Origin of the sequence: Methanoculleus thermophilus (assembly GCF_001571405.1) — an archaeon.
GTDB lineage: Archaea > Halobacteriota > Methanomicrobia > Methanomicrobiales > Methanoculleaceae > Methanoculleus > Methanoculleus thermophilus.
Map to the genome: position 1 here is coordinate 213,880 of NZ_BCNX01000004.1, position 16,782 is coordinate 230,661.

At 59.9% G+C, this 16,782-nt stretch carries 16 protein-coding genes; 8 read left to right on the forward strand and 8 right to left on the reverse strand.

Annotated elements, in window-relative coordinates:
• Positions 1-2: 2 nt before the first annotated feature.
• Positions 3-1,322, reverse strand: coding sequence for an acetyl ornithine aminotransferase family protein (locus tag MCUTH_RS02910; protein ID WP_066955273.1), 1,320 nt, complete (start codon positions 1,320-1,322; stop codon positions 3-5).
• A gap of 94 nt (positions 1,323-1,416) precedes the next feature.
• On the opposite strand from MCUTH_RS02910, the gene MCUTH_RS02915 reads away from it, so the two are divergent.
• Together MCUTH_RS02915 and polX are read left to right on the forward strand one after the other, a co-directional pair.
• Positions 1,417-3,156 (forward strand): ATP-dependent DNA ligase, encoded by a 1,740-nt coding sequence (locus MCUTH_RS02915; RefSeq protein ID WP_066955277.1) that lies wholly within the window; start codon positions 1,417-1,419, stop codon positions 3,154-3,156.
• A gap of 4 nt (positions 3,157-3,160) precedes the next feature.
• Complete coding sequence (gene polX, locus MCUTH_RS02920) at positions 3,161-4,888, forward strand: DNA polymerase/3'-5' exonuclease PolX (protein ID WP_066955280.1); 1,728 nt, start codon at positions 3,161-3,163, stop codon at positions 4,886-4,888.
• Here polX and MCUTH_RS02925 read toward each other — a convergent pair whose 3' ends face one another.
• From MCUTH_RS02925 to MCUTH_RS02935, 3 genes are all read right to left on the reverse strand, one after another.
• Positions 4,889-5,344, reverse strand: coding sequence for an FKBP-type peptidyl-prolyl cis-trans isomerase (locus MCUTH_RS02925; RefSeq protein WP_066955283.1), 456 nt, complete (start codon positions 5,342-5,344; stop codon positions 4,889-4,891). It lies immediately after the preceding gene.
• A gap of 116 nt (positions 5,345-5,460) precedes the next feature.
• Positions 5,461-6,066 (reverse strand): FkbM family methyltransferase, encoded by a 606-nt coding sequence (locus tag MCUTH_RS02930; protein ID WP_066955286.1) that lies wholly within the window; start codon positions 6,064-6,066, stop codon positions 5,461-5,463.
• 934 nt (positions 6,067-7,000) lie between these two features.
• Positions 7,001-8,593 carry a DEAD/DEAH box helicase gene (locus tag MCUTH_RS02935; RefSeq protein ID WP_066955289.1) on the reverse strand — a complete coding sequence of 531 codons (1,593 nt, stop codon included), beginning with the start codon at positions 8,591-8,593 and terminating at the stop codon, positions 7,001-7,003.
• A 73-nt stretch (positions 8,594-8,666) separates the two neighbouring features.
• Between MCUTH_RS02935 and MCUTH_RS02940 the strand changes: the two genes are divergently transcribed.
• Complete coding sequence (locus tag MCUTH_RS02940) at positions 8,667-9,389, forward strand: uracil-DNA glycosylase family protein (RefSeq protein ID WP_066955292.1); 723 nt, start codon at positions 8,667-8,669, stop codon at positions 9,387-9,389.
• A 5-nt stretch (positions 9,390-9,394) separates the two neighbouring features.
• Here MCUTH_RS02940 and MCUTH_RS02945 read toward each other — a convergent pair whose 3' ends face one another.
• Complete coding sequence (locus MCUTH_RS02945) at positions 9,395-10,075, reverse strand: Hsp20/alpha crystallin family protein (protein WP_066955295.1); 681 nt, start codon at positions 10,073-10,075, stop codon at positions 9,395-9,397.
• A gap of 252 nt (positions 10,076-10,327) precedes the next feature.
• Between MCUTH_RS02945 and MCUTH_RS02950 the strand changes: the two genes are divergently transcribed.
• A complete protein-coding gene (locus MCUTH_RS02950; protein WP_066955298.1) occupies positions 10,328-10,789 on the forward strand; it encodes a peroxiredoxin in 462 nt (153 codons plus the stop codon).
• 84 nt (positions 10,790-10,873) lie between these two features.
• Here the strand turns inward: MCUTH_RS02950 and MCUTH_RS02955 are convergent, their stop codons facing one another.
• The 3 genes from MCUTH_RS02955 to MCUTH_RS11690 are packed head-to-tail and all read right to left on the reverse strand — an operon-like array spanning position 10,874 to position 11,528.
• Positions 10,874-11,134 carry a type II toxin-antitoxin system RelE family toxin gene (locus MCUTH_RS02955; RefSeq protein WP_066955302.1) on the reverse strand — a complete coding sequence of 87 codons (261 nt, stop codon included), beginning with the start codon at positions 11,132-11,134 and terminating at the stop codon, positions 10,874-10,876.
• On the reverse strand, positions 11,134-11,367 hold the full coding sequence (locus MCUTH_RS02960; protein WP_066955305.1) for a DUF7557 family protein: 234 nt from the start codon (positions 11,365-11,367) through the stop codon (positions 11,134-11,136). Before MCUTH_RS02960 ends, MCUTH_RS02955 begins: the two co-directional genes overlap by 1 nt.
• 8 nt (positions 11,368-11,375) lie before the next feature.
• The gene (locus MCUTH_RS11690) at positions 11,376-11,528 is read right to left on the reverse strand and encodes a hypothetical protein (RefSeq protein ID WP_161937564.1); all 153 of its coding nucleotides are present in this window, start codon (positions 11,526-11,528) and stop codon (positions 11,376-11,378) included.
• A gap of 535 nt (positions 11,529-12,063) precedes the next feature.
• Between MCUTH_RS11690 and MCUTH_RS11800 the strand changes: the two genes are divergently transcribed.
• The 4 genes from MCUTH_RS11800 (at position 12,064) to MCUTH_RS02970 (ending at position 16,742) form a co-directional block, all read left to right on the forward strand.
• Positions 12,064-12,219, forward strand: a complete 156-nt coding sequence (locus tag MCUTH_RS11800; protein ID WP_169795892.1) for a hypothetical protein — start codon at positions 12,064-12,066, stop codon at positions 12,217-12,219.
• 500 nt (positions 12,220-12,719) lie between these two features.
• Positions 12,720-13,067 (forward strand): HNH endonuclease, encoded by a 348-nt coding sequence (locus MCUTH_RS12130; RefSeq protein ID WP_224732751.1) that lies wholly within the window; start codon positions 12,720-12,722, stop codon positions 13,065-13,067.
• A 131-nt stretch (positions 13,068-13,198) separates the two neighbouring features.
• Positions 13,199-14,422 carry a hypothetical protein gene (locus tag MCUTH_RS02965; RefSeq protein ID WP_066955308.1) on the forward strand — a complete coding sequence of 408 codons (1,224 nt, stop codon included), beginning with the start codon at positions 13,199-13,201 and terminating at the stop codon, positions 14,420-14,422.
• Between the two features lie 799 nt (positions 14,423-15,221).
• On the forward strand, positions 15,222-16,742 hold the full coding sequence (locus MCUTH_RS02970) for a transglutaminase domain-containing protein (protein ID WP_066955311.1): 1,521 nt from the start codon (positions 15,222-15,224) through the stop codon (positions 16,740-16,742).
• Positions 16,743-16,782: the final 40 nt, after the last annotated feature.

Consider the following 16,782-nt stretch of genomic DNA (forward strand, 5'->3'; position numbering starts at 1 on the left):
AATCAACCTCCATTAATCTCCTCAAGCACCCGGCCGATGATCCCGATCCCCGCATCGATATCACTCCTCTCGATGACCAGGGGAGGGCTTACCCGGATCACCGACTCCCCCGCGGGGAGGAGGACGAGACCGCGCTCGAATGCACCCCGGAGCATCTGTTTCCTCTCGTTCGGAGCAGGCTCCTTTCTCTCCCGGTCCCGGACGAGCTCGACCCCGATCATCAGCCCGAGGCCGCGGACATCCCCGATGATCGGGTGGCGCTCCGCGAGCTCTCGCAGGCGCTCTACCAGGTACCCGCCCCTCGCCATCACCCGCTCGCCGAACCCCTCCTCGCGGAGGAGGTTCATTGTGGCGAGCGACGCGGCACAGGCAAGGTTGTTGCCGCCGAAGGTGCTTGCGTGCGACCCGGGCGGCCAGTTCATGACCTCGCTTGAGGCGACGGTGACCCCGAACGGAAGCCCCCCGCCGATCGCCTTTCCAAGGCAGAGGATATCGGGGACGACGCCGGTATGCGTGGAAGCGAGGAACCGCCCGGTCCTGAAGCACCCCGTCTGCACCTCGTCCACCACGAGGAGGATCCCGTGCTCGTCGCAGAGCCGCCGCAGCCGGGGGAGGAAATCCGGCGGCGGAACGACGTAGCCCCCCTCCCCGAGCACGGGCTCGACGACGATCGCAGCGACCTCGTCGGGCGCGACCTCGTAACGAAAGACCGTATCCTCGATGTAAGCCACGACGTCGGCACCGCAGGTCGCAGGGTCGCCGCCGAACGGGCGGTAGGGGTCCGGGTAGGGTACGTGGACCACCGGGAGGAGCGGTCCAAAGCCGCGCCGCTGGACCACCTTCCCTGCCGTGAGACTGAGGGCGCCGTAGGTCCGCCCGTGGAACCCGCGGTGAAACGCGATGAAGTACTTTCGCCCCGAATGGTAGCGCGCTAGTTTTAATGCCGCCTCAACGCTCTCCGCCCCGGAGTTGCTGAAATAGACCCTATCGAGCCCCGCCGGGAGAAACTCGACCAGATCTTCGGCGCACCGAACCGGGAGTTCCGATCCGAAGTCCATGAACGCCCCGTGCGAGAGGCGGCCTGCCTGCTCCCTGATCGCGGCGACGATATCCGGATGGTTCCAGCCCATATTCATCACGGCGATCCCGGCTGTAAAGTCGAGGTAACGGTTCCCATCGACGTCCCAGAGGTTTACGCCGCTTGCCCTCTCCAGCACGAGGGGATACTCCCGCATGACCGACGGGGAGATGACCGCCGCATCCCGCCGGAGCACGTTTTTGGCTCTCTCGCCCGGGGGCTTGGTGAGCATCAGGGGTTCCATGCACCAACCCTGCCGCCGTCATAAATAAAGCCCCCGCCCGGGGGTACCGCAAGGTTCAAGTAGCGTTTGAGAGTGACTCACTCCCGGGGATTTCGTGAAATTCGCTACTCTCGCCTCCTGCTTTGAGAGACTCCAGGCCACGACGTCAAGAATCGAGATGACCGCCCTTCTTGCCCGGCTGCTTGGCGGGGCAGCCCCGGACGAGATCGGGCTTGTCTGTTACTTCGTGCTCGGGGAGATCGGGCCCGGCTACAAGAGGGTCAGCCTGAATATCGGGGACCGGGCCGCCGCGGCAGCAATCGCTCTTGCGGCGGGGACCGATCTCTCTGCCGTTGAGGCGGCGGTGCGCGAGTTTGGCGACTACGGCGATGTCGCCTACCACCTGATCGAGGCGCCGGCCGCGGAATCGCTCTCGGTCACCGACGTTCACCGGAGCCTCTCCGCGATCGCCGGTGCTTCCGGCCCGGGCTCGGCCGAGGAGAAGAAGAGCATCCTTGCCCGACTGCTTGCAGCGGCCACCCCGGTCGAGCGGCGTTACCTCGTCCGGCTTGCCACCGGGAATATGCGGCTCGGTGCCGGGGATATGACCTTGCTTGATGCTCTGGCTGAGGCGTTCCTGGGTTCGAGGGCCGAGCGGCGGGCGCTTGAGCACGCCTACAACATCTCCTCCGATATCGGCCTTGTGGCCCGGACGCTCCGGGAAGGCGGTCTACCTGCGGTGCAGGCGATCACCATCACCCTGCACCGCCCCATCCGGCCGATGCTCACGCAGCGGGTCGCCCGGATATCGGAGATCCTCGAGCGAATCGGCTCTCCCGTCATCGCCGTCGAGGAGAAGTACGACGGCGAGCGGATCCAGGCACACAAGGACGGTAACGACGTCACCCTCTTTTCGCGCCGGCTGACCGACGTCACCGACCAGTACCCCGATATCGCCCGCCATATCCGGCGGTGCGTTGCGGCCGATACGGCGATCCTCGACGGAGAGGCGGTCGCGTTCGATCACGAGACGGGGACGTACCGGCCGTTTCAAGCGCTGATGCGGCGGCGCCGGAAGTACCAAATCAGCGAGGTCGCAGCCGAGATCCCGGCAACCTACCGGGTCTTCGACCTCCTCTACGTAAACGGTGAGTCGTATCTCCATCGGAGTTATCCCGACCGGCGGGCGAAGCTCGAAGAGATCCTTTCCCGCGACGACCACCTCTCCCCGGCCGACCGGATCATAACCGATAATACCGACGGGATCACGGAGTTCTACCTCGCCTGCATCGAGCGGGGGCTTGAGGGGATCGTCTGCAAGTCGTGCGCCGACGACTCGTTCTACCGGGCAGGTGCGCGGGAGTGGCAGTGGATCAAGTGGAAGAGCGACTACGCCCCGGGGCTTTCTGATACCCTCGATCTTGTCATCGTCGGCGCCAACGCCGGGCGGGGAAAGCGGGCCGGGACCTACGGCTCGGTCCTCTGCGCCGCCTACAACAGCGAGAAGGACGTCTTCCAGACGGTCTGCGGCATGGGGACAGGGTTCTCGGACCCGGACCTCGCAGATCTCCCTCGCCGGCTGGCCGGCGCGAGGGCGGACCGGCAGCCGGCCCGGGTGATGGCGAACCCCCAGGCGGCGCCCGACTTCTGGTTTCTGCCGGCCCAGGTCGTCGAGGTGCTGGGCCTCGAGATCACCGAAAGCCCAATCCATACCTGCAACTGGGATCCTGTGCGACGGCGGGGGCTTGCCCTGCGGTTCCCACGGTTCGTCCGCTGGCGGGACGAGAAAAGTCCCGAGCAGGCGACGACGACCGCCGAGGTCGCGGCGATCTTTCACCGGCAGCGGGAGGTGTAGCGGCATGGAGACGATCGTGACGAACATCGAGGTCGCGGCGATCCTCTATGAAGTCGCCGATCTTCTGGAGATCAAGGGTGTCGGGTTCAAACCGCATGCCTACCGGCGGGCGGCGCAGGCGATCGAGACCCTTCCGGAGAGTATCGCCGACATCGCACGGAGAGGGGACCTCGATGCGATTCCCGGCGTGGGAAAAGGGATCGCTACCAAGATCCAGGAGATCGTCGAGACCGGCGACCTCAAATACCTCACCGACCTTCGCGAGGAGCTCCCGGAGGGCGTGCAGTACCTGATCCGGCTTCCCGGGATCGGGCCGAAGAAGGCGATTGCACTCTCCCGGGAACTCGGGGTCCGGACCATCGACGACCTGGAGGCGGCCGCGCTGGCCGGCCGGATCCGGGATCTTCCGGGATTCGGGGAGAAGACCGAATCAAACATCCTCGAGAGCATCCGCCTCCACCGAACCGCAAAAGAGCGCCGGTTGCTTGGCCAGATCCTGCCCGTCGCCCGGGATATCGAACAGAACCTCCGCTCGATCCCCTCGGTCCGGCAGGTGAGCCTCGCCGGCTCGATCCGGAGGATGAAGGAGACGATCGGGGATGTCGATATCCTCGTGACCTCCTCGGATCCCCGGGAGGTGATGGAGGTCTTTGTCACCCTCCCCGGGGTCGAGCGGGTCCTCGCCCGTGGGTTGACAAAGACCTCGGTGCTGCTCGCGACGGAGATCCAGGTCGACCTCCGGGTCGTGGAGGAGAGGCAGTTTGGGGCCGCTCTCCAGTACTTCACCGGCTCAAAGGAGCACAACATCGCTCTCCGAAAGATCGCGATCGCGAAGAACTGGCGGTTGAGCGAGTACGGGCTCGTGGATCTTGCCACCGGCCGGACGGTCGCAGGCGAGGACGAGGCCTCTGTCTACCGGGCATTGGGTCTAGCCTGGATCGAGCCGGAACTCCGGGAGGACCGGGGCGAGATCGAGGCCGCCCGGGCCGGGACCCTTCCCGACCTCGTCGGCTACGACGAGATCCGGGGCGACCTCCATGTCCACACCCGCTGGAGCGAGGGCGCCCATTCCATCGAGGAGATGGCGCAGGCGGCCCGGGAGCTCGGCTACGAGTATATTGCCATCTGCGACCATGCGGAGACCCTGCATATCGCACGCGGCCTCTCTCCCGAGCGACTTTGCGACCAGATGCGCGAGATTGAACGGATCAACAGGGCGGCCGAAGATGACTTCACCATCCTTACCGGTACCGAGTGCAACATCGGCATGGACGGAAAGATCGATCTTCCGGACAGCATCCTTGCCGATCTCGACGTCGTGATCGCGAGCGTCCACTCGGGGTTCAAGCAGACCGAGAAGGAGATGACGGAGCGCGTCATCACGGCGATGGGAAACGACCACGTCGATATCATCGGCCACCCGACGGGGAGGATCATCTTCGAGCGTGAGCCCTACCGGATAGACCTCCCTGCGGTCTTTGATGCCGCAGCAAAATTAGGAGTCTTGATGGAGATCAATGCCTTCCCCGGGAGGCTGGATCTTTCCGATGCCAACTGCCGTCTCGCCCGCGAGCATAACGTCCGTTTCTCGCTCGGTTCGGATGCACACAGGCGGGAAAACCTCCGCTACATGGAGTTCGGGGTTGCGACCGCCCGGCGGGGCTGGGTCTCGGCGAACGATATCGCGAACACCCGCCCGCTCCCGGAACTGCGAAGGTTCCTTCGATCGTAGTTACCCGACCGTCTGCTTCGGCGCAGCGGAGACGATATCCACAAGTTGGATATCGAACGTCAGGGGTTTTCCCGCGAGGGGGTGGTTTGCGTCCAGCGTCACGGTCGATTCCGAGACCTCGCTTATGGTGACGATGGCCGCCCTGCCGTCCGGCTGCTGGATCTGGAGTTGCTGGCCCCGTTCGGGCTGGATCTCCTCAGGAAACTCACTCCGGTCCACGGTGAGCGTCATGTCTTCGCGCCGTGGGCCGTACGCATCCTCCGGCTGGATCGTGGCTGTCTTTTTCTCACCCGGTTCCATGCCGACCACGGCCCGCTCGAACCCGGGGATGATCTGTCCGCTGCCTATGGTGAACTCCAGGGGGTCTCGATCCATGGAGGAGTCAAAGACCGTTCCATCTTCGAGTTTTCCCGTGTAGTGTACCTTGACGGTATCGCCTTCTTTTGCCTGCACCATTATTGATTCACCGGCGGGGTGGTGATCCCGGAATCCTATTTATGTGTGCCGGCCAGGCATGGGTTGCCGAGATTTTGGGCGATCACGCGTAATTTTTAGGGAATCCCGGGGAACTGTTACCGGCCGCTCTTCCTCGTAGCGTGCAGAACCCCAAGCACGCCCTTCACGTCGTAGCCGGGTGTCCGATCGATTGTAAAGTCGTAGTACTTGCCAATATAGTCGAGGAGCGCCCTGTTCACCGGCCCTCCGATCGGGGGCATGTGAAGTTCCATCTCGATCCTGCGCACCCCGTCGAGATCCTCCGGTCGGATCGACCATTCTGCCCCTTCGCAGTCGCACTTCAAAAAGTCGCACCCCCCGGCCATGCTGATGAACTCCGCAAGCGGCCGGGTCGCCACGGTGACGGTCTCGCCTCCCCAGGTGATCCGCTCGAGCCTCCCGTCACCGAGCGCCCCGTCGATCACCGTGACATTGACCCCGTTTGTCCGGATGTTCTCCCGGAGAGCAGCCCCGAGAACGGGCTCGACGGCCAGCACGTGCTTTGAGCGCCGGGCGGCACGGATGCAGAACGCGCCGATGTTCGCCCCGATGTCAATGACGATATCGCTGGATCGGATGTCGTCGTAGTAATACTCTCCGACAACGTAGACGGCGTCGGCCCCATCCGGCATTCTCCGAAAGGTTATCCCGTCGGGGGTGATGACATGTGACTCGGGGTGCATCTGAGATATACCGTTAGGATCCCGGCGTATATGGGCGTTCCTCTGTGTCGCTCTCTTAGAATAGGGCCACCGCGCTCAACAAATCATACTGATGGGGGGCCGGACGCTCGAGGACCACCGGCCCATCGTCGGCGACGTTCTCATCGCCGAGATCTACCGCAAGGCGGCGTTGCGGAGATGTTCCTCTCCCTCGTCCCGCTCATGAACGAGGCCGGGATCAAGACCGGTGGAACATCTCTTCCTGATCGCCCGCCTCCTCTCTGACTACCTAGATACGCTCACCACAGAACTCGTGGCCCCTGCCACGGTTGACGGGGGAACCTGTTAAAAAAGTATACTCTTTAATCTTCACGGAGGGTGGACCGTGCACCGATCTCACGGTCCACCCCCGTCCGGGTTGCCCGACTCACGCATGGCTCCAGGCAACCCGGTCTCTCTCCCGTATTTTTGTGAGGGGGCGCTTCTGATCGGCGGGATCCCCCTCCCTCACCCAAAGCAAGGGCAGATGGCACAGATGGCTGGCAGAACCCGGGCAGGAGTTTGCAGACGCACCTATCTTCTGGTTATTTACGAGTATGCGGGTCAAGGGCAGATAATTTAGGTTCTATTCAATGGCGATGAGACTCCGGAAGATTCTGTGATCGCAACCATATACCGACTGACGTCACCACCCCCCTAACGATGGTAACCTATGCCCCAGAATATATAAGGTTTTCCCAGTGCGGTGATCGATGCCGCCGCTCTCGAATACCTCTCCGCGCTCCCGGTTGCCCAGAGGTATCTTCACCGGCTCGCATCCGATGAGACTCTAGCATCCTGGAAAGTGTTATGGATGCGTGGCCGTTCTGTTCAGGGGCGCTATGGGTGCGGTTTGAACCTACCATTACCATGCCCCTCGGTAAAAAATAGACTTCCGGAACCGGTCCGGATACCCTTACTGATCGTCGGAACGTCCGACGATCTCGATTGGGCGACTCAGCCTGATCCGTGCGATGCTCTTTCCTTTCATCCCCTCGACGACCTGCTCGGCAAGTTCGGACGGCACATCGACGGTAGAGTATGTCTCGTAGATGTTGATCGCGCCGATGGCGCTGCCGGGGATTCCGGTCTCTCCTGCGAGTGCCCCGACAATATCCTTCGGCCTGATCTGGTCTTCTCTCCCGACGGGGATCTTGAGGAGTGCCTGCCCCGGGGCCAGTCTGACCTCCTGCGACTGGGTCAGACTCTTATCGGTAGAACCACTGAGTTCCAGTTTCAGGAGGGCCGCGGCAACCTCAAGCGAGGTGTAGTCCTCGGCGATGATCCGCTCGACGAGATTCACGTAGCGGTCGAGGTTCCCCTCGTTTATGATGTGCTGCACCCGGTCAATGAGTTTGCGTGTCCGACTCTCCTCGACGTCTCCCGGTGTCGGGAGCGGGATGCGGGCAATCTTGATCCTGGTGTAGTTCTGGATCGTCCGGAGTTTGAAGTATTCCTTCGGGCCTACGAACGTGATGGCCCGGCCGGTTCGCCCGGCACGCGCCGTCCGGCCGATGCGGTGGATGTAATACTCGATGTCCTGCGGAACGTCGTAGTTGATGACGAGATCGACATCCTCGACATCGATGCCCCGGGCGGCGACGTCCGTTGCGACCAGAACGTCGATGCTCCCTGCACGGAACTTCGCCATCACCCGGTCGCGGAGGCTCTGCTTCATGTCCCCATGGAGGCCTTCGGCGAAGTAGCCCCGGGCCTGGAGGTGGGCGGTCAGGTCGTCGACACCCTTTTTGGTGTTCGAGAAGACGAGCGTCAGTTCGGGATCGTACATATCGAGCAGCCGGGAGAGGATCTCGAGTTTGTCGCGGCTCCGGACCTCCAGGTAGAGCTGCTCGATCTGCGGGACGGTCACCTCCCGGCGTGTGACGGATATGAACTCCGGGTCTTTCTGGAACTTTCTTGAGATCTCGAGGATTGGTTTTGGGAGGGTTGCCGAGAAGAGGACTGTCTGGCGGTCGTCCGGGGTCTCGGCAAGGATCTTCTCGATATCCTCGCGAAAGCCCATATCGAGCATCTGGTCCGCCTCGTCGAGGACAACGATGCGCACCTTCTCAAGCGTCAGCGTCCCGCGGTCGAGGTGATCGATCACCCGGCCCGGCGTCCCGACAACGATCTGGGCACCGCGCTCCAGTCCTTTGAACTGCCGCTCGATCGGCTGACCGCCGTAGATCGGGAGGATCAGGATCCCTTTGCGGTACTTCGCCAGGCGAGCGAACTCCTCGGCGGTCTGGATGGCAAGTTCGCGGGTGGGGGAGAGGACGAGAACCTGTGTATCCCGGCTGTCGGCGTCGACCTGCTCGATCGCCGGGACGCCGAATGCGGCTGTCTTTCCGGTCCCGGTCTGAGCCTGGCCTGTCACGTCGCGCCCTTCAAGTATCACCGGTATTGTGCGTATCTGAATCGGCGTGGGCTCCTCAAAGCCCATATCTTCTATTGCGCGGAGCATCTCCTGTGAGATATTGAGATCCTGGAAGGTTACGCTGTTTTCCATTCTTGTATACCTTGGTGTTCACGTCTCTTTATATGTCGCATTGTATTTCCCTTCTGCGGGTACACCTAGCGGGGTGATTGCCCGAACCCCTCCACCAATTGCCGCCGCAATGATGCGGGAGGTTTACCGCCGCTACTTTGCCGCCCGTCCCGATCTCTTTGGGGTGTTGCTCCCGGACCTCCTGCCCCACGAGGTCTGTGGGGCTGCGCCTCCCGGTCGTGTGAAGGTGCTCTTTCTCGCGGAATCCCCGCCCTGGGTCGCCGGAAGGCACGAAGTCGCCGTGGCCGCCGACTGCAGACGTCCGGACTATCCCTACTTCTGGAACGACCGCTACGAGGCCGGGGCCCTCCGGGGCCCGCTTGCCGGAGGGCTTGCCGAGAACCTCTTTTACCTCCTCGGGCTCGATGGCGAGTCGCGCCGCGAGAACCTTGCGCTCTTCATTGAGGATGGGTTCTTCCTCGTCGATACGGTGAAGTGCATCTTTCGGAAGAACCGGAAGGGAGTCATCCCGGTGGACCTCGTCCGGCTGAGCGCCCGCGAGATCCTGGAGGCCGAGATCGCCGCCCTCGCCCCGGAGTACGTCGTCGCCCTCGGGGGCACGGCGCTTTCAGGGCTTCGCATGATCGAGCCGTACGCGACGGCGCTCGCCGGCGCCGGAACGATCATTGAGGTCTCACGAGAGGGCCTCCTTGAAAAGCCCCGTCTTCTCTGTCTGCCCTACCCGGGCTGGCGCAACCGGCAACACCAGGATCTGATCGAGTCGGGATTCTCAACCCTCCGCGATCTCGTGGCCTGACTGCCTCACCGGAGTTTCCTCTTCCCCTCCTCGTACATCCTCTCCTTCTGCCGGCGAAGCTCTGCGGCCGTCCTCTGCTCCTCAGGGGTCCCTCTCTCCTCGATCTGGATCTTCTGCGCCTCTGCCTCTATCTCGCGTGGGCTCTGGTACCCGGATGGTCTCACCAGTTCTCTGTCCTCCCGGTACTCGCCCTCGATCTGCTCCCGGCGCTCGGCTGCGACTGTTTCGGCCCCTGTAGCCACCGGGATCTCCTTGCCGCGAGCCTCGGCGACCTTCTTTAGCCGCACCTCAAGGACACCGTTCTTGAAGGTGGCGCGTGCCCCCTCTTCCCTGACGTCGGTGGGGAGGGAGACCGTCCGGGCGATCGCGCCGAACCTTCGTTCGCGCATGTGGTACCCGGCTTCCTTCTCCTCGTGGGATTCTTCCCGCCGGGCGGCGATCCGGAGCGTCCTTGGGTCCAGGAGCCGGACGGTTATCTCTTTCCTCTCGACGCCGGGAAGATCCGCGACGACCATGACGTCGTCCTCGTGCTCGACGACGTCGATCATCGTCCCTGCCCCCGGGACGGGTACCTGCTGCATAGACCCGGATATCCGCTCCATCGTGTCCCGAAACTGCCGCTGCATATTCGCGAGCATATCCTCAAACTCGCTCCAGGGCCCGCGGCCCGTTCTTCGCCATGCCATGGTTGCTCTCTCCTGCTCGTTGGCGGTCCCTGGTTGTGAGCACTTCATATATATGTAACTGTGCGCCGTGTGGCGAGCATATCATCCGACCCGGGACCGAGACGATCGACGGCATTGCGTTCGCTTAGAGGCCTGACGTCCACCTTGTCATCCGGGTTCCCCGGAGAGCCGCGTTTCCCTCATACAGGCCATCGTCGCCTCAAATCAATCGCCGTTTTGGCATCCTTTTATCCCCCGATGCCACCCTCCGGTATGAGCGAACTCTCGCCGGGCATGCCGGCACCCGATTTCTGCCTTCCGGATGCGGACGAGGAGACGGTCTGCCTCGGCGATCTTTCGGGCCGCTACGTTGTCGTTTACATCTACCCGAAGGATAACTCTTCGGAGTATACCCTCGAGGCCAGGTCGTTCTCCCGACTGGATACCCGGGTCTTCGGCATCAGCCCGGACTCTCCCGGGAGCAACAGGCGGTTTGCTGCAAAGCACAACCTCACCGTCCGCCTCCTCTCCGACCCCGACCACCGCGTCATCGAGGCCTATGGCGCCTGGGTCTTGAAGAAACTCTACGGGAGGGAGTACATGGGCGTCGAGCGGAGCACCTTCATCATCGATCCCGAGGGGAGAATTGCCGCCGTCTGGCGGAAGGTGAAGGTGAAAGGGCACGTGGCCGAGGTGCTGGCGAGGCTTGAGGCTCTCAAGGCTGTCGCCCGGTAGTGCGGCCTGGGGTCTCTTTTCCTGCCTCCCAGAGGTCGAGCTCCGGGCTCTACGAGTAGGGTCCGGAGAATATCTGTAGATCACCTACTTGTAGATGGCGCTCCGGTGCCCCACCTCGAGGACTAATATCAGGAGGCGCTCGTCCTCAATGGTGAGCACGACCCTGTACATGCCCACCCTGAGCCGGTAGACAGGCGTCCTGGAGAATCCGGCCAGTTTCTTAAGATGCCGATATGGGTTTTCCCGGAGCCCGGCGACGGACAAGATGATTCGGCGAGCTGCTGTGGGGGGGAGGCTTTTGAGATCTCGCCGAGCCCTGGCGGTGTAGATAACCGTGTAGGTCATCACTCTACACCGAACTCTTTCTTGATCTCGTCCTCGGAGTAGAGCCGGCCTGCCCGGATGTCCTCGAGAGCCTCCTCGATGCCCCTGATGGCCTCCTCTGAGAGGGGCTCGTCATCGATGGCCATATCGAGCAGGCGGGCAATAACATCGTTATAGGACTCTTTTGGGTGGCGTTTCAGGGCTTCCAAGCGGCTCTTGTTCTCGGGCGTGATCCAGACGGTGGTGGCAGACATATTAGTGTCTATAGGTCGTTGTAGGTTATGATATATTTGGTCTGGGGACCGGGCTCCTCATGACCGGCGCCCCCAGCCCGGTTGAGTTCTGCGAACTCTTCTCTTTCTTGCCCGCCTTCTCCGGCCTTCTCCAGCAGGTAGGCGACCGTCTCCCTCCTCAAACCCCTCCCCAACCGGGGGTTTGCCCGTGCACACAAACCCGTTCTTCTCGAGCACCCGTATGGACCCGATGAGTTGGGGGTCGGTCGCGGGGACCAGGTCCTGGCGTTCAGTGTGGATGCGGTGGGGGTCCCATCGGGGTCACTCCGGGTACATTTCGGTGCATACAACGACTCTTCCCCGGTGGCGCCATCCCCTCATCCCCCCTTGCACCCTCACATCCTCCTGCCCCCACGATCCGGCTCCGGGGGTGAGATGGCCGATACTCGCTTTACAGCCATCAGTTCTTTATTTCCGGCGTAAAAATTCCGATAAAAAGAATATCTCACCCTTCATCGAGTGCCTTGACAGGGCTGCCGCTCGCAACTCCCGGCGCCCGGATGAGGATTCATATGCCCCTCAACTTCCCGTTTCCAAAGACCGGGCTGATCCTGGCCCTCACTTGCCTGTATTGCCACGCTTGCCATCGCTTCTGCAGGTTGCACCGCCACGACCGACCCCGACCCCGACCCCGCCGACATCGCCCTCGTCGAGAAGATGCTCGACCTGAACAGGCGCCTCGCGGCGGCCCCGCATGAGAAGGAGGTGCTCGCCGGGATGATCGACGCGACCGACCAGGAGATCGATCGGCTGGTGTATGAGTTGTACGGGCTGACGGAAGAGGAGATCGCGGTTGTGGAGGGGGCCGTGTGAGATTTTACAACGATCCGTTAGAGATCAGCGTTGACGCCTGGGCAGAATTATTGGTAGATAGAACGGTGACAGAAGAACGCGATTTGATTGTGTTACGGTTGGTATATGAGAGCGAAAACCACGAAATGCATGCATCTGATATAGCGCCTTATTTAAATTATAGGGGACATGGACCGGTGAATTCTCAAATTGCTCGATTTAGGGCTCTGTTGAAACCCTCTTCCTTGAAGGCCATACTGCCTACTATCTTTGGTATCCGGGCGGCAGCTGGAGGTTATCCAGGGCATTTCAACAGAGCCCGATTTAGCAAACGTGTTGTTGAAAAGACTGGTGTTCAGCCGCCTAAACGAAAAAATGGATCAACTCGATGGTGGCACGTACCCTTTTTAGGTTACGATAAAAAGGATGGCACGTGTGCCTGGATCATGCGGCCTGAATTGGTGGGGGCGTGTGAACAGGTTTTCGGTCAAAGAGACTCAAAACTGGTTTACCCTGGAGAAATGGCTATCAAAGATAGCACTTTACTATCTGAAGGTGCTGTGAGTCAGATCTTTGTAAACCGTTACGAACGGAACCAACAGGCAAGAACCGCATGTATAGAACATTACGGCTGTCGTTGTGCCATTTGCGGTTTTGATTTTGAGGAGGTATACGGGCCGATAGGGCATAATAAAATTCATGTGCATCACCTCGTGCCTCTATCGGGAATACGACAGGAGTATAAGATCGACCCCGTGCGAGATCTACGTCCCGTATGCCCGAATTGCCATCTCATAATTCACAGTAAGAAAGAACCTTTCACAATAGATGAGGTAAGGGAACTGATCAGGTCCAGTAACAGGCAATAAGTGCTTTATATTGGTTCTCGTCTGTCCCGTCAGCAATCGATCTGATTGCTCAGGCACCTTTAGTGGCTGCAATATGTAGATCCCTTATTGTCTGGGAGAGAATTATTTATATTGAGAAAAAAGAACTCTCTATGTCACTCTACGACCGGTGGCAGGGATCAGAACTATCCGTTCTGGAAAAGGAGCTCATTTTTAACAGGGACAATACCGGTTTCGTTGAGTATGATACAAAAGACGGAAAATACTTTTACCTCCATCCTTCTCCGTTCCTGAACACTCCAAAAAGGGAGATCTTCTGTGCCGAGTCGTGCGATCCGCCGGCAGAACATACCTTCGTTGAGGTCGAGGTCGAATCCGAACGAGAATATACGCTCAAAGGACCCCATGACCGTATCACCGTGAAAACGATTTGCGGCTGGAAACCTTTCGATCCAAGTCCTCTGGCTGAGCGCAGAAAAATTATGGACTATGAAGAGATTGTGCATTATTTCACTCAGCCGTTCCGGGGGGAGGAGGAGACAATCGAACAGATTGCAAAATGTTCTGCACTCTTTTCGCTTCCTTCTCCTCCGATCGCCGATGAGGTGGGAGGAATCAACGCTGCCATCCTCGGGAAAAAGACACAATGGAACACTTTCAGAGGATTGATGAAGGTTATCCCTCAGGACTTCTTCCGGCCAGGCTCGCGGTATTACTACTACATATCCGATCAGGAGAGGTGTACAATCAAAAGAGGATGCGAGGAGGCGAACCGGGCGATCTACCGTCCAGATGAATACATCATGGATATTCCGCTCGTTGTCGAGGAAACCACACTTAACACACTCTCAAAAGATTACAAAGAACTCATACGCGAAGAACAGCCCCTCATAACGTCCTATATTCTTGATGCTCTTATCATCAAACCCGACCCGATGAGCACGGTTGAGAAGACGATAACCGACGCAGTACATACCATCCGCGAAGAGTACAAGCGAACCGGATACTCTCCTTACAAGCAAAACCTGGGCGATGCGGTCCCGAAACTGACTTCATCGCTCGCTCGACTCCAACAAACCTCGAAAGCCACCCCGTCCGACGTTAAGAATGTCGTCGAACTCTGGCTTGACATGCACTCGAAAGCGAACAAGATCTACTCTTCTCCGCTCAAAGTCGCAAAGCGATATGATCTACTCGACACCGCACGGAAATTGTACGTAGAACTCCATGACATCTATGGACTCGAATTCTGGATTCCACTCAACGAGGCTACGACCCAGACAACGTTGCATCCGGAGGAGTTCATGGTCTCTCTTGAATCACTGGTCTGGGCAGGATATGCCATGAGAAAATCAGGAGCCATAATGCTCCTCTAGGATTTAACGTGGTTCTGATGAGTGCCCAAAATCAGGTATCCAATATGTTACTAGGAAAAAGCGTTGGATTGATCCAATTACAGACCCGAAACCACGAGCGAAAGGGAAAATGTGGTTTCCGGTTGATATGCCTTTGTTCAGATACCGTGTTAAAAGGATTCCTCTAACTCATCCTCTGCCCAGTATCCTACAATTCCACCGACTCCGGCGCTTATCACCTCATTCCTCAGTGTTCGCACTTCAGCCGCCAGAGTTGCCGGCGGGCGGGCCGGATCCGATCGTTGTGGGTCACCCATGCCCCTCTAATATTTTTGTGGGTCAGATATTGTGTTTTGTGACCCATAATCCCCGGGATATGGTTTGTATATACTCAAATATACACAACGAACTTTGCGTATATCAGATCGGGATTTTGATATACACAAACTTCTTTGCGGATATCAGGGTATCCGAAACCGGTTCCCCCCGGTCACCTCAAACGTCGTGATGATCGGCCTTCTCCCGTCTTGCGGGAATTCTTCTAAATATAGTTCCGTAGCCTCTTTGAGGTTAGCTACCGCCCTCGCACCTACCGATGCTCAAGCTTCCGGTCCGAAAACGTGAAGCGTTTTCTCAAGTTCCGGTCTCTCAACCCCCCGCCCTCCCATAGAGCGTCATCCCTTGCGGTACTCTGCTCACGATACCCAAAAACCCGAACGGCCCCGGTAGAGCGGCAGGATTTGAAAAATCCTCGTTACCGTGCGGGTAAATGCCCGAAAAAAGAGAAAGGCTTTTTGTCGATTCGCATGCACTCCCACGTATGACTCATCGAGCAATGACCGTTCTCCTGATGGCGTCCGTTCTGCTCCTCGTCGCTGCAACGGGATGCATCGCCACAACGGAGGAGAAGAACGAGCCTCTTTCACCGGCCGACGAGGCTTACGCCCGGGGGCTCGCCGAATACGAGGCCGGCAACTACCGGATTGCCGAAGAACGGTTTACGGAGGCCTACACCCTCTATAAGGCCGCCGGGGATACGGAGAAAGCGCTGGCAGCGCGGAACGGCATCTTCCGGGCGAACCGGACATACCTGGAGTTCCCGTTCGACCGTAGCGCCGCAGAGGCGGCGATGCGGGAGAGAATCCCCGGGATCACCGATGCCGAGATAGCCGATTGGCTGGATAATCGTGCCCAGATGCTCGTCTCGGAGAACGAGACGCTCTACTACTTCGACGTTGCCGGGAACTACCTCTACGCGCACCCCGGGTTGATGCAGGAGCTGAAGGTGAGAGATCTTGACTTCGACTACGTCGGCCGGTTCGCCTGGGCAGAAGATCGGCCCAACGGGACCGGGCCGTACGTGAATCCGGTCCGTTACGCGGGGGTCGAGCGGCTCGAAATCCCGCACGAGGCGCTTCCCTCAACCGGCATCCTGAAGATCTGGCTCCCGCTCCCGGTCGAGACGGACTCGCAGAGGGACGTCACCGTCACGAACCTCTCGTATCCGGAGTACATCGTAAAGGGCCCGTTCACCACGGGGGATATCGGCTACGTCTACTACGAGATCCCGGTCGATGCGGTCAACGGCGACCTCGTCATCACGGCGGATATCGCGTTCACCTCCTACGAACAGATCTTTGAGGATATCGACCCGGCATTGGTCGGAGAGTACAACACAAGCGATCCGGAGTACCTGCTCTACACGAGGTCCGAGCGAAACATCGAGATCACGGACGCGATCCGTGAGAAAGCGATGGAGATCGTCGGGAACGAGACTAACCCGCACCTGCAGGCGCAGATGATCTACTACTACATCATCAAGACCTACCCCTACAGCCACGTTCCGCACATCTCGCTCGATGCCCGTGAGCCAAAAGCAGCTGAGTCCACGCATATGTTCGAGACCGGCCACGGCGACTGCGGCACCCAGAGCATGCTCTTTGCCGCGCTCTGCCGGTCGCTCGGGATCCCTGCCCGTGCCACCGGCGGCTACCAGATGATCCTGGCTGAGACGCCCAGCCCCCACTTCTGGGCAGAGTATTACCTGCCCGGCTACGGCTGGGTCCCGAACGACCTGACGCTTGCCGATGCGGCCGACTGGGTCGTCATGCCCGAGGAGAAGCGGACCGCGTTCAAGGACTATTACGCGGCAAACCTCGATCCCGCACGCCTGGTCATCCAGAAGAATGTCGACGCCCCGATGGACCCTGCCCTGCCCGACGATGCCGTCACCTTCCGAATCGTCAGGCAGGTTCCGGCGGTCGTCTCGGATACGGCGGACTACGACATCGATCTCTTCTGCGCGGATAATTTCAGGATCAGCCTTGAGGCCGTCGACTGATCCCACCCTTTTTTTGCACGGGCTGCTCTTTCCCGTGGGC